This window comes from Streptomyces sp. NBC_01268 (genome assembly GCF_036240795.1).
Taxonomy (GTDB): domain Bacteria; phylum Actinomycetota; class Actinomycetes; order Streptomycetales; family Streptomycetaceae; genus Streptomyces.
Genome location: NZ_CP108454.1, coordinates 7,823,150 through 7,842,148, shown reverse-complemented (window position 1 = coordinate 7,842,148; position 18,999 = coordinate 7,823,150). Strand labels below are relative to the sequence as shown.

At 70.4% G+C, this 18,999-nt stretch carries 18 protein-coding genes, 4 pseudogenes and 1 riboswitch; of the genes and pseudogenes, 10 read left to right on the top strand and 12 right to left on the bottom strand.

All coding sequences use genetic code 11. The annotated features are described in order from the left end of the window. Positions 1–10 precede the first annotated feature (10 nt). Positions 11–811 carry a hypothetical protein gene (locus OG309_RS35030; RefSeq protein ID WP_329427194.1) on the bottom strand — a complete coding sequence of 267 codons (801 nt, stop codon included), beginning with the start codon at positions 809–811 and terminating at the stop codon, positions 11–13. Positions 812–1,224: 413 nt separating this feature from the next. After that, complete coding sequence (locus OG309_RS35025; protein WP_329427193.1) at positions 1,225–2,079, bottom strand: bifunctional 5,10-methylenetetrahydrofolate dehydrogenase/5,10-methenyltetrahydrofolate cyclohydrolase; 855 nt, start codon at positions 2,077–2,079, stop codon at positions 1,225–1,227. 28 nt (positions 2,080–2,107) lie between these two features. Then, positions 2,108–2,213, bottom strand: a riboswitch (ZMP/ZTP riboswitch). Between the two features lie 145 nt (positions 2,214–2,358). On the opposite strand from OG309_RS35025, the gene OG309_RS35020 reads away from it, so the two are divergent. Both OG309_RS35020 and exaC read left to right on the top strand, forming a co-directional pair. After that, on the top strand, positions 2,359–3,669 hold the full coding sequence (locus OG309_RS35020; protein ID WP_443067612.1) for a GAF domain-containing protein: 1,311 nt from the start codon (positions 2,359–2,361) through the stop codon (positions 3,667–3,669). 47 nt (positions 3,670–3,716) lie between these two features. Beyond that, positions 3,717–5,240: an acetaldehyde dehydrogenase ExaC gene (gene exaC / locus OG309_RS35015; protein ID WP_329427191.1), complete on the top strand. Its 1,524-nt coding sequence runs from the start codon at positions 3,717–3,719 to the stop codon at positions 5,238–5,240. Positions 5,241–5,382: 142 nt separating this feature from the next. On the opposite strand, the gene OG309_RS35010 is transcribed toward exaC, so the two are convergent. The 5 genes and pseudogenes from OG309_RS35010 to OG309_RS34990 form a co-directional block, all read right to left on the bottom strand. Further along, positions 5,383–5,646, bottom strand: coding sequence for a hypothetical protein (locus OG309_RS35010; protein ID WP_329427189.1), 264 nt, complete (start codon positions 5,644–5,646; stop codon positions 5,383–5,385). A gap of 375 nt (positions 5,647–6,021) precedes the next feature. Next, positions 6,022–6,781 (bottom strand): annotated as a pseudogene (locus OG309_RS35005) (transposase); the annotation flags it as partial. Between the two features lie 84 nt (positions 6,782–6,865). Further along, a complete protein-coding gene (locus OG309_RS35000; protein ID WP_329427188.1) occupies positions 6,866–7,105 on the bottom strand; it encodes a hypothetical protein in 240 nt (79 codons plus the stop codon). Positions 7,106–7,498: 393 nt separating this feature from the next. Continuing rightward, a complete protein-coding gene (locus OG309_RS34995) occupies positions 7,499–9,049 on the bottom strand; it encodes a sensor histidine kinase (RefSeq protein WP_329427186.1) in 1,551 nt (516 codons plus the stop codon). Further along, entirely contained in the window at positions 9,046–9,783 is a 738-nt protein-coding gene (locus tag OG309_RS34990) for a response regulator transcription factor (RefSeq protein WP_329427184.1), read from the bottom strand. Before OG309_RS34990 ends, OG309_RS34995 begins: the two co-directional genes overlap by 4 nt. Positions 9,784–10,012: 229 nt before the next feature. Here OG309_RS34990 and OG309_RS34985 point away from each other — a divergent pair, with 229 nt between their 5' ends. From OG309_RS34985 to OG309_RS34970, 4 genes and pseudogenes are all read left to right on the top strand, one after another. Continuing rightward, positions 10,013–11,383 carry a ferredoxin reductase family protein gene (locus tag OG309_RS34985; RefSeq protein WP_329427182.1) on the top strand — a complete coding sequence of 457 codons (1,371 nt, stop codon included), beginning with the start codon at positions 10,013–10,015 and terminating at the stop codon, positions 11,381–11,383. Between the two features lie 53 nt (positions 11,384–11,436). Next, positions 11,437–11,847: an FMN-binding protein gene (locus OG309_RS34980; protein WP_329427180.1), complete on the top strand. Its 411-nt coding sequence runs from the start codon at positions 11,437–11,439 to the stop codon at positions 11,845–11,847. Continuing rightward, positions 11,840–12,643 carry an FAD:protein FMN transferase gene (locus OG309_RS34975; protein ID WP_329427178.1) on the top strand — a complete coding sequence of 268 codons (804 nt, stop codon included), beginning with the start codon at positions 11,840–11,842 and terminating at the stop codon, positions 12,641–12,643. The genes OG309_RS34980 and OG309_RS34975 overlap by 8 nt, the downstream gene beginning before the upstream one ends. Before the next feature lie 137 nt (positions 12,644–12,780). After that, a pseudogene (locus OG309_RS34970) lies at positions 12,781–12,873 on the top strand (IS5/IS1182 family transposase); the annotation flags it as partial. A 94-nt stretch (positions 12,874–12,967) separates the two neighbouring features. Here the strand turns inward: OG309_RS34970 and OG309_RS34965 are convergent. Then, positions 12,968–13,420, bottom strand: a complete 453-nt coding sequence (locus tag OG309_RS34965) for a hypothetical protein (RefSeq protein WP_329427176.1) — start codon at positions 13,418–13,420, stop codon at positions 12,968–12,970. A 109-nt stretch (positions 13,421–13,529) separates the two neighbouring features. After that, positions 13,530–13,985, bottom strand: a complete 456-nt coding sequence (locus OG309_RS34960; protein WP_329427174.1) for a sulfatase-like hydrolase/transferase — start codon at positions 13,983–13,985, stop codon at positions 13,530–13,532. Positions 13,986–14,510: 525 nt separating this feature from the next. Between OG309_RS34960 and OG309_RS34955 the strand changes: the two are divergent. Together OG309_RS34955 and OG309_RS34950 are read left to right on the top strand one after the other, a co-directional pair. Then, positions 14,511–15,137: pseudogene (locus tag OG309_RS34955) on the top strand (transposase family protein); the annotation flags it as partial. A 111-nt stretch (positions 15,138–15,248) separates the two neighbouring features. Beyond that, positions 15,249–15,521, top strand: a complete 273-nt coding sequence (locus tag OG309_RS34950) for a transposase (RefSeq protein ID WP_443067647.1) — start codon at positions 15,249–15,251, stop codon at positions 15,519–15,521. Positions 15,522–15,538: 17 nt separating this feature from the next. Here OG309_RS34950 and OG309_RS34945 read toward each other — a convergent pair whose 3' ends face one another. Together OG309_RS34945 and OG309_RS34940 are read right to left on the bottom strand one after the other, a co-directional pair. Further along, positions 15,539–16,228: a DUF6924 domain-containing protein gene (locus tag OG309_RS34945; RefSeq protein ID WP_329427173.1), complete on the bottom strand. Its 690-nt coding sequence runs from the start codon at positions 16,226–16,228 to the stop codon at positions 15,539–15,541. 582 nt (positions 16,229–16,810) lie between these two features. Then, the gene (locus OG309_RS34940) at positions 16,811–17,116 is read right to left on the bottom strand and encodes a hypothetical protein (RefSeq protein WP_329427172.1); all 306 of its coding nucleotides are present in this window, start codon (positions 17,114–17,116) and stop codon (positions 16,811–16,813) included. A gap of 323 nt (positions 17,117–17,439) precedes the next feature. Between OG309_RS34940 and OG309_RS34935 the strand changes: the two genes are divergently transcribed. Together OG309_RS34935 and OG309_RS34930 are read left to right on the top strand one after the other, a co-directional pair. Beyond that, positions 17,440–17,694, top strand: a complete 255-nt coding sequence (locus tag OG309_RS34935; protein ID WP_329427171.1) for a MafI family immunity protein — start codon at positions 17,440–17,442, stop codon at positions 17,692–17,694. 39 nt (positions 17,695–17,733) lie between these two features. Beyond that, entirely contained in the window at positions 17,734–18,504 is a 771-nt protein-coding gene (locus tag OG309_RS34930; RefSeq protein WP_329427169.1) for a transposase, read from the top strand. Between the two features lie 298 nt (positions 18,505–18,802). Here the strand turns inward: OG309_RS34930 and OG309_RS34925 are convergent. Then, a pseudogene (locus tag OG309_RS34925) lies at positions 18,803–18,940 on the bottom strand (DNA-binding response regulator); the annotation flags it as partial. Positions 18,941–18,999 lie beyond the last annotated feature (59 nt).

Below are 18,999 nucleotides of genomic sequence, written 5' to 3'. Positions count from 1 at the left end.
CCGGGCGGTGTCACTGCAGCGGCGCGGTCAGCTGCCGGCCCGAGCCGGAAGGGGCGGCGAGGCTGCAGACGGTGGTGTCGTCGCCGAGCAGGTAGCTGGTGCGGTACGGGTACTGGACGAAGGTCGTCCAGCGGGTGCCGAGCGGCTGGTCCGCGGCCTTGCGGCGGAGCAGCCCCCGGCACAGGACGGCGGCGGCGTCCCGTACGGCGCCGTCGTCGGCGTACCGGCCGGTGAGCCGCAGCCGGGCGACGACCTGGGCGTCGTGCGGCCTGCCGCAGGTGCGGCGGACGACGGTGCCGGGCGCGTCGCGGTCGATGTCGAAGCAGTCGCCGACGCGCAGCCGGTCGTACGGGGTGCCGGAGGGCGCCGCCGAGGGGCCCGGGGTGGACCGCGGGGGCGCGGTCGTCCCGCGGGTCGCCGTGGGGGCGGAACCCGCACCGGAACCGGAGCCGGTGGGTGACGAGGAGGCGGTGCGGGCCTGGCGGGGCTTCGCCGATCGGGTCGGCGCGGCCGTCCGCGTCGGCAGGGGCGAGGGGCTCTCGCCCTGCGCGGAGGGATGCTGGCCGGGCGTGTCGTACGGGGTGTCGGCACGCCCTCCGGCGGGTCCCGCGTCCGGCGGAGCCGCCGTGCCGGCCCCGGCGCGAGCGGAGCCGACGGCACGCGGCGCGCGGACGTCGTGGCCGTCGCGCGCGGTGAGGGCGACCGAGAGGAGCAGGACCGCGGCGAGCGCCGCGACGAGCAGAGCGCCGGCGCCCGGCCGTCGGGGATCCCGGGCGCCGCGGGACGGGGATGCCGTCGGCGGGTGGAGCATAGGGAACAGGTTCACCCGGCGTCGCCCATGTGGCGAGCGATATCCGCGACTTGGGCACCGCTCGTACAGAACCGTGACAATCCCGCTGCTGGGGCGAGACCCTGATCACGGCCCGAGGGACACGAAACGAACGGCGGGGACCGACGGTCCGGGGGCGGCGCCGACGGACACCTCTTCGCAAACCGGGACAGGCGCCAGGAAACGGCACCGGACGGGCGCGGGGCGCGGTACCCGACAGGCGCCGGACACGGCACCGGACGGGCGCCGGGCGCGGTACCCGACAGGCGCCGGACACGGCACCGGGCACGGCACCGGACGGGCGCGGGGCAGGGACCGGGGCCGGCCCCGGACACGCACCCGATCGCCCACCGGTACGGGCCCGCCGCGACGGCGCAGCCCCCGAACCGTGCGGATCAGAGCCCGAGCTGGCGCTCTGCCCCCTCGACGGTCTGGGCGAGCAGGACGGCGATGGTCATCGGGCCGACACCGCCGGGCACGGGGGTGATGAGGGAGGCGCGCTCGGCGGCGCTCTCGAAGTCGACGTCGCCGACGTTGCCCGGGTTGTAGCCGGCGTCGATCACGACGGCGCCCGGCTTGATGTCCTCGCCCTTGATGAAGTGGGGCTTGCCGACGGCGGCGACGAGGATGTCGGCCTCTCGGATGGCCGCGGAGAGGTCGGTGGTGCGGGAGTGGCAGTAGGTCACGGTGGCGTCGCGGCCGAGGAGCAGCAGACCGGCCGGCTTGCCGAGGATGGCGCTGCGGCCGACGACCACGGCCCGCTTGCCGCTGAGCTCGACGTCGTACGCGTCGAGCAGGCGCATGATGCCGCCGGGCGTGCAGGAGACGAAGCCGGGCAGGCCGAAGCCCATGGCGGCGAAGGAGGCCATGGTGACGCCGTCGACGTCCTTCTCCGGGGCGATGGCCTCGAAGGCGGCGCGCTCGTCGATGTGCGGGCCGACGGGGTGCTGGAGCAGGATGCCGTGGACCTCGGGGTCCTCGGAGAGGGCGGTGATCGCCGCGACGAGCTCTTCGGTGGTGGTGTCGGCGGGCAGTTCGACGTGCTTGGAGCGGATTCCGGCCTTCGCGCACCGGTTCTGCTTCATCTTGACGTACGTGACGGAGGCCGGGTCGGCGCCGACGAGGACGGTGGCCAGACAGGGGGTGACGCCGGTGCGGCGGGTGATCTCGGCGGCGCGGACGGCGGTCTCCTCGACCGTGCGGCGGGCGAGCGCGGTGCCGTCCATGAGGCGGGCGGTGCTGGTGGACATGGGCCACTCCTGGGCGTCGACGATGACCGGTGGATGCCCAGGCGCGCGACCGCGACACGGCCGCGCCGGTGAGCGCGTCCGCCGGACCGCTCCCCGGTGGTGATCCACCTCAAGCGCCAGTCACGGCCCGGCACCACTGTACGTGACGGTCCGCGTGACGGGTACCGGACAGGAGGCACAGGCGAGGCCGCGCGGACGCTTGTCGGCGCCTCCCGCGCGCACGACGATGGCGATGACGATGACGTCCACGAGGCCAACGGCCTCGCCGGGGAGGCCGAGTTGAGCGGTGCGGTGACGGGCGCGGCGGGTGCGGCCGGAGCGGCGGGTCCGGCCCCGGGAGGCACCGCTGCCGTACGCCGGGCGCACGAGGCGTTCACGGCCGGGGGCCCGCTCGGTTTCCCGCCGGTGCGGCCGCTGGTCGCCGATTCGTGGCGGCGCTCGGTACGGGCGCGGGTGAGCCCGGACGGCGCGGCGCGGGTCGAGCTCGACGAGGAGGAGCTGGCGGGGCACCGGGAGGAGCATCCGCTGGCGGCGGCGATGCCGGTGATCCGGGAGCTGATGGGGGCGTACGCGCGGGACGGCGAGCATCTGATCGCGGTCTGTGACGCGGCGGGGCGGATGCTGTGGGTGGAGGGACACCCGGAGACGCTCCGGAGTGCGCGCCGGATGAACTTCGTGCCGGGGGCGCGCTGGTCGGAGACGGCGGCGGGGACCAACGCGCCGGGGACCGCGCTCGCCGTGGACCGGCCGGTGCAGGTGTGCGCCGCGGAGCACTTCCAGCGCCCGGCGCAGGCGTGGACGTGTGCGGCGGCGCCGGTGCACGACCCGCGCAGCGGGCGGCTGCTGGGCGCGGTGGACATCACGGGCGGGGACGGTCTGGCGCATCCGCACAGCCTGGCGTTCGTGCAGGCGGTGGCGAGGGCGGCGGAGTCGCAGCTGGCGCTTCTCGCCCCGGCCCCGGCGCGGGCGCGGCCGCGTCTCGCGGCGCTGGGCAGGGACGAGGCGCTCTTGCAGGTGGCGGGGCGGCGGCTGCGGCTGACCCGCAGGCACAGCGAGATCCTGACGGTGCTGGCCCACCGGCCGGAGGGGGTGGGCGGCGACGAACTGCTGACGCTGCTCTACGAGGACGAGTCGGTGACCCCGGTGACGTTGCGGGCGGAGATGTCCCGGTTGCGGGGGCTGCTCGGTGCGGGGCTGCTGGCGTCGCGCCCGTACCGGCTGACCGGGGAGGTCGACGCGGACTTCCTGACGGTGGACCGGCGGCTCGCCTCGGGGGCGGTGGCGACGGCGCTCGGGGAGTACGCGGGGCCGCTGCTGCCGGGATCGCGGGCCCCGGGGGTGGTACGCCTCCGGGAGCGGCTGGCCGGCCGGCTGCGGGCGGCGCTGGTGGACCGGGCGGATCCGGGGCTGCTCGCGGACTGGGCGTACAGCGCGTGGGGAGAGGACGACGTGGTGGTGTGGCGGGCGCTGGCCGCCGCCGTACCGGCGGCGCAGGCTCCGGCCGTACGGGCGCGGCTGTCCGCGCTGGACGCCGAACTCTCGGCGGGCGCAACGGGGTTGCAACGTCGATCCGCGCAGACTCGCCGCTGAGCGCAGCCGGCCAGGGACGGCCGGCGCGGTACGAGGAGGTCCTGCCCATGACCCGTTACGCGGCCCCCGGCACCGAGGGTTCGATCATGTCGTACGAGCCCCGCTACGACCACTGGATCGGCGGTGAGCACGTCGCCCCGGCGCGCGGCCGGTACTTCGAGAACCCGAGCCCGGTCGACGGCCGGGCGTTCACTGAGGTGGCCCGCGGAACGGCCGAGGACGTGGAGCGCGCGCTGGACGCCGCGCACGCGGCGGCGCCGGCCTGGGGCCGCACGGCGCCGGCGGAGCGCGCCCAGGTGCTGCTGCGGATCGCGGACCGGATGGAGGCGAACCTGGAGGCGCTGGCCGTCGCGGAGAGCTGGGAGAACGGCAAGCCGGTGCGCGAGACGCTGGCGGCGGACATCCCGCTGGCGATCGACCACTTCCGCTACTTCGCGGGGGCGCTGCGGGCCCAGGAGGGCTCGCTCAGCGAGCTCGACGAGGACACCGTGGCGTACCACTACCACGAGCCGCTGGGGGTCGTCGCCCAGATCATCCCGTGGAACTTCCCGATCCTGATGGCGGTGTGGAAGCTGGCCCCGGCCCTCGCGGCGGGCAACGCGGTCGTCCTGAAGCCGGCCGAACAGACCCCGGTCTCCATCCACTTCTGGCTGAGCCTGGTCGCCGACCTGTTGCCGCCGGGCGTGCTGAACATCGTCAACGGCTTCGGCGAGGAGGCGGGCAAGCCCCTGGCGTCCTCGCCCCGGGTCGCGAAGATCGCCTTCACCGGCGAGACGTCGACGGGCCGGCTGATCATGCAGTACGCGGCGGAGAACCTGAAGCCGGTCAGCCTGGAGCTGGGGGGCAAGTCGCCGAACATCTTCTTCGACGACGTGTGGGCGGCGGACGACGACTTCCGCGACAAGGCCCTCGAAGGCTTCACCATGTTCGCCCTCAACCAGGGCGAGGTCTGCACCTGCCCCTCCCGCGCCCTGGTCCAGCGCGGCCACTACCGCGAGTTCCTGGAAGCGGCGGTGGCCCGCACGGAGCTGATCCTCCCCGGGCACCCCCTGGACACGGCGACGATGATCGGCGCGCAGGCCTCCGACGACCAGCTCCAGAAGATCCTCTCGTACCTGGAGATCGGCCAGCAGGAGGGCGCCAAGATCCTGACGGGTGGTCAGCGCCTCGACTACGACGGCGAGTTGGCGGGCGGCTACTACGTCCAGCCGACCATCTTCGAGGGCGACAACCACATGCGGATCTTCCAGGAGGAGATCTTCGGCCCGGTCGTCGCCGTCACCTCCTTCACCGACTTCGACGACGCCATCCGCACGGCCAACGACACCCTGTACGGCCTCGGTGCCGGCGTCTGGACCCGCGACACCACCACCGCCTACCGCGCGGGCCGCGCCATCCAGGCGGGCCGCGTCTGGACCAACTGCTACCACGCGTATCCGGCGCACGCGGCCTTCGGCGGCTACAAGCAGTCGGGCGTGGGCCGGGAGACCCACAAGATGATGCTGGACCACTACCAGCAGACGAAGAACCTGCTGGTCAGCTACTCGCCGAAGAAGCTCGGGTTCTTCTAGCGGCACGAAAAGAGGCGCCTGACCTGGTCTTTTGCCCGTCAGGCGCCTCTCACTCGCCCCGCGCAGGGAGGGGTCGCATTTACACCCAAACTCCCAGTTCGCCCCACCGGTATCCCACTTCTGACCAGCACTTCCGGACCAGTCACGGACCAGACTCCGGACTCACCGCACAGGGCACCTGACCCTGGCTGACGCGGTCCCACTCCTCCATCGACTGCTCGATGAGGCTGTTGGCCTGCTCCCGCATGCCGTCCAGGAACTTGGCGTAGTGCCGGAAGAGGACCTCGATGCTCCGACCCGCGCGGCGAGCACACTCGGCCGGGTCCACACCGGAGTACAGCCAGAACGAGATACGGGCGTGCCGGAGATCGTAGGGGCTCCGGGCCAGCCCGGAGCTGAGCTCCATGCGTGTCAGCACATGCTTCCGCGCCCGCGCCCATGTCGTGCCATAGGCCGCTGGGTCCACGTAGTTGCCGGCCTGGTTCCGGAACAGCCGGCCATCTGGAGGCGTTCTTCGGCTGCATGTACTACGCGGCGATGCGGCCGGCGGAGCCATTGACGGACCTCGGCTTCCACAAGATCGCCGACAGGCCAGGAGTTCCGCTTCATCCAATCCACTGCCCGCCGCGACTCCTCCGACGGCTCCTCAGCCCAGGCGTTCTTGTTGAACGCCCACGAGTGGAAGGCGCGCCGCAGCACCTGCGGATCCGAGTAGGTTGCGCTGAGCGTTGTCCCGTAAATGATCTACGGCGTGCTGGATGACCTGCGCCTTCCTCCGTCGCCCGGCGAGGGCGAAGCTGTGCAGGCGGGCGATGCCGAGCATGGCGTGGTGGACGCCGTCGCCTTGAGGCGGCAGTCGCGGAGGATCTTCCAGGTCTTCATGCGGGGGAAGGTGTGCTCGACGCGGGCGCGGACCTTGCGGTGGGAGGCGTTGTGTTCCTCTTTCCAGGCCAGGAGTTCGGCCTGGCCGGGTTCGCGGCGGTGCGGGATGACCAGGCCGGTGCCCCGTTAGCCGCCGTCCGCGATCACGGTCGTCCTGCCCACGGCGCCCTTCGCGCCGGACAACTCCCACGCCTTGCAGTCGTTGCGGTTGCCCGGCAGCGGCCGGCCGACGACGACGAGCCGTGTCCGCGTCGATCACGATGTGGTGGTTGGTGGAGTACCGGTAGTTCTTCGACTGCTCGGCGACGCTGTGGTCGCGGGTGGGGACCAGGGTGCCGTCCACGATCAGGACGGTGTCCTTGCGGAACCGCCGGCGCTGGTGCAGCGCGAGCAACGGCCCGAGGTGGCCGATGATGCGGTCGGCGGCCGACTTCGACACCCCGGACAGCGGGGCGAGCTGGCGCAGGGTGAGGTCGGTGCGCCAGTACGCGGCGACCAGCAGGACCCGGTCCTCCAGGGGCAGGCTCCAGGGTCGGCTTGCGGACCGGATCCGCGCCCTCGCGCCGCAGGAGGGTGATCAGCTTGCCGAACTGCCGCGCGCTCAGCCCGGTGAACGGGGCTGTCCAGGACGGCTGTGACGCCGTGATCACACCAGTCACGGCGAGATCCTCACACGGTTCCCGCCGGTACTGCCGCTGATCACTTCCTGGACAGGCACAGGTCCTTGGCTGCGGGTCAGGGGATCAGCGGTCTTCCCACTGGATGCGGGCGAGCTCCGAGTTCGTCCGGACCAAGTCCTCGTTGTCCTCGATCATGAACAGCGAGTACCGGCCCGTTGCGTCCAGGGCGTTGAAGACCCGGTGGGCCCAGGCGTCCGAGTCCGGCTGATTGGCAGTGACCCGGGCCGGGTGGGAGTGGCGCGGCTCGTCCAGGTCTGGCGGCACGGCGACCCAGACGCTCAGCCAGCGCTCGTTGTCCCCCAAGTGAAGGAGGGGGACTGCCCATCGGCGTCACCGGAGAACCTGATGCCGAGGTCCGCTTCGAGGTCCGCCCACAGGGTCTTCGCGAGGGTGGCCCCAGGGGCCTGCGGCTGCCGGTGGCCGGCGTAGATGTTGTATTCGCTCAAGATGATCAGCCTCAGCCCACGTCGAAGGTCTCGTCGTAGCAGTATCCGATCAGTCGCACCTGGGTGAACTCACGCGACGCTCCCGCGGTGCGCAAGAACGTGTCGAGTCCCTTCTTGACTTCGGCCCACGACCCACGCACATCCGCACCGCCTCAGAGATCGTTTACGGGACAAGCCTTGGCCCAGACTCCCGTGCACATGACGGGGGGCAGGCATGCGCCCCGTCATGTGCGGTGAGCAGACGACTCGCTCAGTCCACGGACTGCGGACCACGCCGCGTACGCGGATCCCTGGGCCCCCCATGCGCCTCACCACGGACATCGGTGTCCGCACGCCGGTCAGGCAGGCGCAGAGTGAAGCGGGTGTGGCCAGGACGGCTGGTGACTGTCGCCCGGCCGTCGTGCGCTCGGGCCACGGCGTCCACGATGGCAAGGCCCAGCCCGGTCGAGCCTGTCGTGCGGGATCGTGAGGAGTCGCCGCGGGTGAACCGGTGGAAGACGCCGGGCAGCAACTCCGCGGGAATGCCGGGGCCATCATCCGTGACGGTGACGGCAACCCCTTCGGCATCCGTGCCGAGAGCGACCGTGACCCGTGTCCCTTCCGGAGTGTGCCCGCCGGCGTTCGCGAGCAGATTCCCGAGAACCTGGTGGAGACGGTCACCGTCGCCCATGACATGGACCGGTTCCTCGGGGAGGTCCAGTTCCCACAGATGTCCAGGGTGCCGGGCAGACGCGTCCGCGACCGAATCGAGGACCAGTCTGCTCAGGTCGACGTCGTCCCGGCGCAGGCTGCGCCCCGCGTCCAGCCGGGCCAGGAGAAGCAGTTCGTCCACCAGAAGGCTCATGCGACGAGATTCGGCGTCGATACGTTCGAGAGCGTGTCGAACCTCGTCGGGCAGGGTGTCTCCGTGATGGCGGAGCGCGAGCTCGGCCCGGGCCCGCACCGTGGCGACAGGCGTACGCAGCTCATGTCCCGCGTCGGCCGCGAAGGTGCGCAGCCGTTCCTCCACGACGTGCCGGCGATCCAAGGCGTCGCCGACATGGCCGAGCATCCGGTTGAACGCGCCGGTGAGCCGGCCCGTCTCCGAGTCCGGCCGGGTGTCGGGGAGCGGCGGCGGCATGGCGACCTGCCCCGTGGCAAGCGGAAGTCGGGTCACCTCGTCGGCGGTCGCCGCAAGACGTTCGAGAGGTCGCAGCGAGAGTCTGGTCCACACTGCGGTGGCGACCCCGGCCATGGTGAGGACGATCGCGAACACGATCGCCTCCACGGCCACGAGCCGCTCCACCGTCTCCTCGACCGGGTGCAGCGGCAGACCGGACAGCAGGACGTCGCCGTCGTCGCCGCTCCAGGCCGCCACACGATAGTCCCCCAGGGAGGCCAGGTGCAGGGTTCGGGGCCGGCCACCGGCGTCGACGGCCGCGAGCGCCCGCTCGTCGTCGGCGGTCAGCGGCACCGCGACATCACCGGTGCCCCGCACGAGGGCGGCCTGCGAGATCCGGCCCCGCAGCAGCCGGACCCCGAGAGTTCCGTCGGCCTGCCCCCGTGTGTCGCCCCGGCCGTCCGCGTCGGGCCGGTCCTCGTGTTCGAGGCTGACGGCGAACCGGCCTCCACTCGCCACGATCTGCTGGTCAAGGCGGCTGATCAGAAAACTCCGCAGGGAGAACACCGTGACCAGCCCGACGACGAGACAGGCGAAGGCGAGAAGCACGACGAGCCCGGCGGTCAGCCGAGCACGGAGAGAACGGGGCAGACCGAGCCGGAGGCGCCGCCCTCGGACCCGCGACGGACGATGCGGGTTCATCGACGCTCGGGGCGCAGCACGTAGCCGACACCACGCACGGTATGGATGAGCGGCGGGCGGCCGGCGTCGATCTTCTTGCGCAGGTAGCTGATGTAGAGCTCGACCACATGGGCGCGACCGCCGAAGTCGTAACGCCAGACGTGGTCGAGGATCTGCCGCTTGGACAGCACGCGGTGCGCGTTGCGCAGGAGATAGCGCAGCAGTTCGAACTCGGTGCGGGAAAGGTCGATGGGCACACCGCCGCGGGCAACCTCGTACCCCTCTTCGTCCATGACGAGATCGGCAAGGACCAGACGCGGTCCGGCCCCGTGCGTGACCCCCGCGAGCCCCGCTCGACGCAGCAGTCCTCGCAGCCGGGCCAGCACCTCCTCGAGGCTGAACGGCTTGGTGACGTAGTCGTCGGCACCGGCTGTGATTCCGGCGATCCGGTCCTCGACCGCGTCGCGCGCAGTCAGGAACAGAACGCACAGGGTGGGACGGGCCGTGCGCAGCCTGGCCAGCACCTGAGGGCCGTCGTGATCCGGCAGCATCCAGTCGAGGACGACCGCGTCCGGGCCGAAGTCCTCGGCGGCCGCGATCGCCTCCGCGGCCGTTCCCGCGGTGCGGACCTCCCAGCCTTCGGTGCGCAGGGCTGCGGCCAGCACCTCGGTGAGGTCCGGCTCGTCGTCGACGACAAGGATCCTCGGGCTGGTGCCGTCGAGGCGGCGCACCCCGGTTCGCGGCGATGGGTTCATGGTCCTTCCAGGATGCCGGACGGCATGGAGACGGAGATCCCTCCCCACCTCTGAGTTTCCTCTGAACGGTTCCCCGCCGCCTGCCGTGCCACCTCCGCTCCCGGGCGGCTCCGAGGTCGTACGGCAGGTCTGATCGGGATCCGGTTCAGAGGCTTCTCACAGGATCACGCACCACAGTGAGCAAGACCCAGCGCCCCGCTGGGCGAACGAACCGAGGGCGAGGGAGCCGATGAGTACGGACGCAGCACGGACGGCGCGGCCAGGCGGCCGACGTCGTGCCGGCCGTGGCCCCGCCGGGTCCGCGGCCGTAGCGATGTTCGGGGTCCAAGCGGTGATCTGGGCAGGGGCCGCAGCAGCGATCGGCCTGTGGTGGGTGGACACGGCCTCGGTCGTGGGACCCGCCGGCTGGTTCACCGGCGCGGGCCGCATCACAGGTCTCCTCGCGGGATACGCCTGCGCGGTGCTGGTCGTCCTCATGGCACGGGTGCCGTTCCTGGATCGCACCGTGGGCCCCGACCGGATGGCTCGCTGGCACGCGATGGCCGGTCGCTACACGATCGGCCTGACAGTGGCCCATGCGCTGCTGATCATCGAAGGCTACGCTCTCACCGGCCGGACGGATCCGGTCACCGAGAGCGTCCGGGTCGTCCTGCACTACCCGGACATGCTCAAGGCGACGGTCGCACTGCTGCTTCTCCTGCTCACCGCGGCTGTCTCGGCGCGCGCCGCCCGCCGTCGACTCAGCCACGAGACCTGGTACTACCTGCACCTCCTCACTTACACGGCGATCTTTCTGGCCTTCGGCCATCAGATCGCGAACGGAGCGGACTTCGATCGGCCCTTCGCGCGATCCGCCTGGTACGCGCTGTACGCGGTGGCCCTCGCGCTGATCGCGCGGTACCGGATACTCGTGCCGGTACAGATGGCGCGGCGCCACCGGCTCCGCGTCGCTGAGGTCCGAAGCGAGGCCCCGGACGTGGTGTCCGTCCTCGTCAGCGGCGATCGCCTCGACGCACTCACCGTCCGACCCGGTCAGTTCTTCCGATGGCGCTTCCTGGCGCCGGGGTTGTGGTGGACCGCGTCGCCGTACTCGGTGTCCGCCGTTCCGGACGGACACGCCCTGCGCATCACCGTGAAGGCGCTGGGCGGACACAGTGCCGCACTCGCCACGCTCCGCCCCGGCACCCGGGTCTGGGCCGAGGGCCCGTACGGTGCTCTCACTCGAGACCGCGCGGCGGGACGCCCCACCCTCCTGCTCGCGGCCGGGGTGGGCATCACCCCTCTGCGGGTGCTCTTCGAGACCCTGCCCAGGGATCCTGTCCTGATCCATTGGGGACGCCGTCCCGAGGATCTGGTACTCCGCAAGGAGATCGAGGCGATCGCGGCCCGTCGAGGCGCGCGCGCCTACTACTCCGTCGGTCACCCGGCGGGGTACCGCCTGCCTGTGGATGCCGCCACACTGCGGGGCCTGGTCCCGGACGTGGCGGTGCGGGCCTGCTTCCTGTGTGGCCCCCCTGGCTGGACGGCGGCGGCGGAGGCGGCGCTGCGTGAGGCGGGGGTGCCTGCGCGCCGGATCCACCACGAGTCCTTCGCCTGGTGACCTCCAGGTCGCGCCTCGAGAGATCGTCCCGCCGCCCCCACAAAGGAGGTCCCATGCGTCGGCTGCTGCTCTCCATCGCTGTCACCGTGGCCGGAGTCTGTTCGCTGCTCGCCCTGAAGCCGCACCAGAGCGCCGTGACCGTTTCGACCCGTCCGGACACCGCCGGCACTGCACGGGGAACCCCTGCCTCTGGCACGTACACGGGAGAGGTGGTCGACACGCGATACGGGCCGGTCCAGGTCCGCATCACGATCGCCGACGGACGACTCACCGGTGTCACAGCGGTCCGGACACCGTCCGGCAACGAACGCGACCGCGAGATCGCCGGTTACGCGGTGCCGACGCTGACCGGTGAGGCTCTCACCGCACAGGGCGCACACATCGACACGGTGTCGGGGGCCACCTACACGAGTGAGGGCTACATCCAGTCCCTCCAGAGCGCACTGGACCAGGCTCATGGATGACCTGACCAACGCCGGGGCCGCGCCCTGGCGGCACGCCGAACCGGTGATGGGCACTGTGGTCTCCTTCACCCTGCGCCACCGGCGGACGCCCGGGCTACGGGCCGCACTGGACAGAGCCGTGGCGCTCCTGCACGCGGTCGACCAGGAGTTCTCCCCCTACTTGCCGGAGAGTGCCGTGAGCCGACTGCGGCGCGGCGAGTCAGGCCGCGCGGACACCACTCCGGCGGTACGGCGCGTGCTGGAACTGTGCGACGTCGCGCACAGCCGCACCCGGGGCGCCTTCGACATCTGGGTGGACGGTCGGCCCGATCCGTGTGGCCTGGTCAAGGGCTGGGCTGCCCAACGAGCCTGGCGGGTACTGCGGGAGGCGGGCGGTACGGACGCGTGCGTGAACGCGGGCGGTGACGTACGGGTCGGAGGGGCACCAGGCGCTGCGGGCCTCTGGAGCACCGGAATCGCCGACCCCAGGAATCCGGGACAGCTCCTGACCGTGGTGACAGGCCGGGACCAGGCGATCGCCACCTCGGGCACGACCGAGCGAGGCAACCACATCATCGACCCGCGCACCCGAACCCCGGCCACGGAGCTACTTGCGGCGACCGTGACGGGCCCGGATCTGATGTGGGCCGACGTCTACGCAACGGCTGCGATGGTCCTGGGCGCTCGCGAGGCACATCAGTGGATCACCGCCCTGCCGGGCTACTCATTGCTCACCGTCGCCACCACAGGTGAAGTACGGGCGTCCGTAGACTTTCCCTTCGCTTCATCCAGGAGAAGTTCGTCTCCAGGCGGCTGACACCGCTGCGGAAGGGAGACCGCAGCACTGTAATTGGTCGCCGCGGTCCTCCTGGCAGCCGCCGCCGTGCGCACACCGACGGCCCGCACCACCACCCCGACCCTACTGGGTTGAGCCGGCGGTATCCGGTCAACCACCGCTACGAACGACACCCCCGCAACTACCTGCCCTTTCTCGGCCTCGCAGCCGCCATCTGCTGCTACAAACGACTCGTCCGCCTCACCACATAGGACACGGTATAAAGCGTGTTGCTGAAGGCTGCGGGACGCTTGCGCCGCCGCGGCCGTTCACGAGCGCTCCTCGGCCTGCGGATCCCTCCCGGGCTCAACCGGTCCCGCCGCCACCGCCCGGTGCGGGGAGAGACACCTGCGGGAGGCGGGGGTCGGGAACGGTGGGGATGACGTCGGTGGTCTCCACCAGCCATCGGAGCACCGCGTCGTGGAGACGCCGCTCGATGACCGCGTGGGCGGGGTCGCCCGCCTTGTTGGTCCGCTCGCGCGGGTCCTTCGTGCGGTCGTACAGCTCGGGCTGCTCGTAGAGCCGCCATACGTACGTCCACTCATGGTCCCGTACTGCGACCGCCTTGCCGACCAGTTCGGGCCGTTCGTGCTGGATGGCGCCCTTGAGGTCGTACGGGAAGCCGGGGCGTTCCATCTGCGGCTCCTCCTCCACCGTGAAACCGCCCTCGGTGAAGGCGTACGTACGGTGCGGGGCGTCCGGGTCGCACGGCAGCGGGGTGAGGCTGCGGCCGAAGTGGCGGTAGGGGGGCCTCGACACCGGCCAGTTCCAGGACGGTCGGCAGGACATCGATCATCTCCACCATCGCGTCGCTGACTTGGCCGCCGGTGAATCCACCGCCGCTGATGATCAGCGGATCGCGGGTGACTCAGTCGTGCATGGCGGAGGGCCACTTCTCGATCAGGCCGTAATCACCGAGGTATTCGCCGTGGTCGGCGAAGAAGAGGGTGACGGTGTCGTCGGCCGCGCCCGCCGCCTCGACCGCCCGTGTGATCCGGCCGAGTTGGTCGTCGAGGCGGGCGACCATGCCGTAACACGTGGCCACGACCTCGCGCCACTGTCCGGGGCTGACCTCGGCGATGCCGTGGCGGTCGCGGACGGCCCGCATGTAGCCGGGTTCGCCGGAGGGATCGCCGGGGGCTGCGGGGCCGGGCACGGCGGCCCGGTCGAAACGGGAGAACCAGGGTTCCTCGACCTGGAACGGACAGTGCGGGGCCACCAGCGGCACGAACAGCACCCAGGGGCTCTCAGGAGGATGGGCGAGCCACTGCTCGGCGGTCCGGACGGCGGCCTCGTCCGGGTCGATGCGGCCGTCGTCGGGCACCCGGCCCCGGTAGAAGAGACGGGACCAGACGCCGTCCGGGTAGTCGCCCCCGTGTCCGGTGGTCGGCAGGGTGGAGAAGCCGTATTCGTGGACGCTCCGCTCGGTGACGGGCGGAAGAACTGAGAGATAGCTTCCCTCGGCGACAACGGCACACCCCGACTGCGCCGTACGCGATGGCGACGCCCTGTTCGTCCACTGCTGCCGCGGTTTCGCCGGCGCCTGGTAGCGGGCCGCACAGCGCGCCCACGCGGCCCCACATTGTCTCCGGCGGCGTCAGCAGGGACGAGCGCAGCGCCCGGTCCATCGGACAGACCCTAGTCGTCTTCCTCCTCGGTCAGATGCTCCATGATCCGCTCCAGAGTTGCCCCGAGAGAGGACCGGAGCCCGTTGCAACCAGTGCGCGTTTTCAGCGTGGCCACTGATCGGGTGACGCCGGTCAGGTCGAGGTGAGGGCCGCAACGCACAAAGCTCCCGTGCCGTTGAGGGAGGTGTTCGACGTCTCAACCCACCGGCACAGGAGCCCTGTTGGTTCCCTATCCTGCCGCACTCGACCTCCCTCACGCCCTGGTCGAGTGGGTCACCATGCTCATCGTCACCCGCGAGGGTGACCGCCGCTGCAAGCTCCCGCCGCACCAGCGTGCGCTCGTCGCTCTGGTGTACCTGCGCTGCCACGACACCCTCACCCGGATCGCGTCCGGTTTCGGGATATCCGTCGGCACCGCTCACGCGTATGTCACCGCCGTGACCGGCCTGCTCGCCGACCGGGCCCCGGGTCTGCTCAAGTCTCTGCGCGAGCACGATCCGAAGTTCGTCCTGCTGGACGGCACTCTCGCCGAGTGCGACCGTGTCGGTGACAGCCGGGCGGACTACTCGGCCAAGCACCGCCGGCACGGCGTGAACGTCCAGGTCGTCACCGACCCCGCCGGTGAGATCCTGTGGATCTCGCCGGCGCTGCCGGGCCGCACTCACGACCTCACCGCAGCCCGCACCCATCGCATCATCCGGATCTGCGAGCGTCAGGGCGTCCCGATCCTCGCCGACCGCGCCTACCAGGGCGCCGGGCCCTGGGTCACCACCGGGCTCAAACGACCACCGGGCCGGGAACTCACCCTCACCCAACGCACCGTCAATCGGGCACTGGCCGCGGCGAGGCTCCTGGCCGTGCTGGTCACCGCCGCCAGCGTCTCCGACAACGTCGGCGGCATTCAGGTTCTCTCAAGCATCGCGGCAGACCAACCGCGTGTCACGAAGGCTTGGGCCGACATGGGCTACCGCACCAAGGTCATCGACCACGGCGCCCGCCTGGGCATCGACGTCGAGGTCACCCGCCGCGACCCCGCCCAGAAGGGCTTCAAGGTGATTCCGCGGCGCTGGGTCGTCGAGCGGACCTTCGGCTGGCTCATGCACCACCGCCGCCTCGCCCGCGACTACGAGACCCACCCCCACCGCTCCGAAGCCATGATCCGCCTTGCCATGATCGACCTGATGAGCCGCCGCCTCACCCGCGAAGCCACTCTGAACCGGCGCGGCACATAGCTCACCCAGATAGAGGGTCAGCCCTCGTCAAAGCCGCGGAAGGTTCCTGATCCATCAGCAGCGTCGGCGAACTCCGCAAAGTCCATGTTGGCGATGCTGAGGTTGGCCGAGACGTCAGGAAACCACCGCGCGGGGAGCCTGAATGTCCGCCCGGGCTCGTCCGAGAGATCCACGGCCAGGAGCGAGTGATCCGGATCCTTCATCGTGGCCGCGTCCGCCAGAAAGACATGGACGATCTGCGCTTCTTCATCCGCGGCAGCCTCTTCATCCACCAATGCCCGGACCTCCGCGTCGGCGAAGCGAAACTCGCTGACATACGTGGCGTGGGGGTACTCATCGGCCGCGTCGAGCGCAGCTCGAACCGCGTCCCAAGCTCCGTCGTCACCGAAGTCGGTACGCAGTACGAGCGAGGTCAGATCATCAGGCTGAGGCAGAGGCATCCCGTGATCCTCCCACCCTACGCTGACATCGACCGCCACACCCACCACACCTGCAGAACTCCTCAAACAAACCGGCGATACCAAACACCCCCGTCGGGACAAAACGCTCTCAGCGGTTGCCTCCGAGCGGACGGCCACCCTCGCCAGAATCCGCTGTCCGATCAGCAAGTCCTGTTGCTCCTTGTCTTCGGCAAAGAGGCCAACGACACGTACGCATAGGCACAGGGCGGCCGAGTCGCCGCCAAGGTTGCCCTGCAGTGAGGACACGACAGCCGTTCACCGTCCCGAGCGCGAGAAGGAGGGGAAACGCGGATCGGAGGGATTCGAGCAGCGGCGGGGACAGGTGCCACCTCCATCAGGATTTAGGTCCGCTGCTTGACAGGGGCCGAATCAGTGGATGTGTAGATTGGCATGCCCCTGCGCGTCGTTCCAGTCCTGTCCGCGAGATTCCTATCTGCCGTGAGCGATCTCGAACCTCCCCCCTAATGCTCGCAACCTGTCTGCCTTTTCCGAGGATCACTTCTGTGCCTTCGCATTCGATCGCCGCCTCCGCCCGATCGACAATTTCCTGGTGGTCCACGGCAGCGGACACTGCGCGTGCCCTGATCACGGACTGCCCGTCAGAGGATGAGGATCGGCCTCGGTCGCCGTCGATCACAGTTCGGAGGCGACTGGTGGCCATCACCGACCTCCACCCAGACGAGGCCCGCGCCGCATCACCTGCGTCAACACGGTTGCCCTCGCCCAGGCCCCGCTGTTCACCCGCAAGTCCGAGGTGCCGTCGCCGCCTTCCTGTGAAGCCGGCGAACACGGGACCGCGCCCTGCGTGCCAGCTACCCACGACAGGGGTCAGCCTCCCCGCAAGGGGCGGCTGGCGCGCGTCCGCAGGAGGTGCTCCGCGGCCGGCTGCACAACGGCTGCGGCACACCGGGCGTCAAGCCGTCCGAGATCGGTCACAGCAAATGGGCGCGCACCCTCCCCCCAGACCTTGTCCGCATCAACGCCGACAACACCCGCCGGCTCAACGGGTTCGCTCGGTATGGCTGGCCGCGGGTCACGCTCGTCGGCGAGCAGCACGCCGACGAGGCGTGGCTTCTCGCTCAGCGCACCGCCCGGGACCCGGACTTCCAGCGCCAGTTCTTCGGACTTCTCCATGAAGCCGCCGGCGCCGGGGGCCGCCCCACCCCACCACCTCGCCTAGATCACCGACCGGTCCTGGTCGCGGCCAGTCAGCCCCCAGTGTGGGGACCCGGTGCGCCTGGGGACCCGGAGCCCATCGCGGGTCTCGAACACGCGACGGCGGGCCGCCTGGTTCTGTTCGGCTCGGTGGTGGAGATCGACAGCGGGTCACCGCAGCATGATCACCGAACAGTCCCCAAAGGCTGTCCCGTAACTGATCAGGAGAGTCGACAAGCCCTCCGCTGAACAGCGAGGATGCGGGGTCATCGATCCGTTCGTCCATGGAGTGGGGACAGCCCGTGAGCCTGTCGTATCGAGCGCGGGTGGCGGCGCTACTTGAGGACTCGCCGCTCGCCTCAGAGGCGGTCATCACGGATGTGCGCCATCTGCTGTCACACGGCGAGGAGGCTCTGGCGTTCGACACCATGTGCTCGTGGATCTACGAGGATGCTCTCCCCATCACCCGGCAGTACCTCGCGGCCCTGGTAGCTATGGCCGATGAGATGCACACGCCGCGTTCCGTCCAGCGTCTTGACGAGCTACTGATCGACTGACCTCCGCCACCAGCATCTTGACGAGGGATCATTCCTGCCTTGGCTGGTGTCGTTACGGCGTCGGAGCCGTCTTGGATAGCCCCGTTCACCGGGCTGAGCCCGGGGCAGTTCGGAAAGTTGATCACCGCGTTGCGGCGCGAGGGTGCGGATCCTGTCCGTAAGGGCCGGCCGTGGAGGCTGCCGCTGGAGGACCGGGTTCTGCTGGTTACTGCGTACTGGCGGACCAACCTGACGTTGCGGCAGCTGGCACCGCTGTTCGGGGTGTCCAAGTCGGCCGCCGACCGCATCATCGACCACCTCGGTCCGCTGCTCGCGTTCCAGCAGCGCAGGCGGTTCCGCACGGACGCCGTGCTGATCGTGGATGGCACCCTGGTTCCCACCCGCGATCACACCGTCGCCGAGCAGTCGAAGAACTACCGGTACTCGACCAACCACCAGGCCGTCATCGACGCCGAAACCCGACTCGTCGTCGCCGTCGGCCGGCCGCTGCCCGGCAACCGCAACGACTGCAAGGCTTGGGAACTGTCCGGCGCCAAGGATGCCGTCGGGAAGACCACGGTGATCGCGGACGGCGGCTATCGGGGTACCGGCCTGGTCATCCCGCACCGCCGCGAGAAGGGCCGGACCGAGCTCCGCGACTGGAAAGAGGAACACCACGCTTCCCATCGCAAGGTCCGGGCCCGCGTTGAGCGTGCCTTCGCTCGCATGAAGACCTGGAAGATCCTCCGAGACTGCCGCCTCAAGGGCGACGGCGTCCACCACGCCATGCTCGGAATTGCTCGACTGCACAATCTGATCCTCGCCGGGTGACTGAGGAACACGCAGGTCACCCAGCGCACCAGAGATCACTTTCGGGACAGCCCTTAGCCTTGACCAGGGGCTGTGCTCCTGCCGAAGCAGTGCCAGCCGGGGAGAATCTGGGGAGAATCAAGCCGCCTTGGGGAGCGTCTGGGGAGAATCGACCGCGTAAGGCGGTGTCATCGTGAAAGCTCCGGAAAGGAGCAAAGTCGCAGATCAGCACCCCATAGACGTCTATCTGTGCAGGTCAGCGCCCCGAGGGCGAGGACTTCTTGAAGATCTCGGCCTGGGCGGCCATCCTGTTCGCCCCCCCGTCGCCCGCGACGGTCGTGCGGTAGCCGTAACGTTCCAGCGCCATCGCGACGGACCGGCGGATCACCTCGTCGTCCTCGACGAGCAGGATCGTCACAGGGGTGCGCTCGGGCTCAGGCACGGGCACGCATCGCATCTCGGGGGTCGTCGGCGGGCCTCCCATCATGCCGCGCCTCCGGAAGGACGACGGGGCCT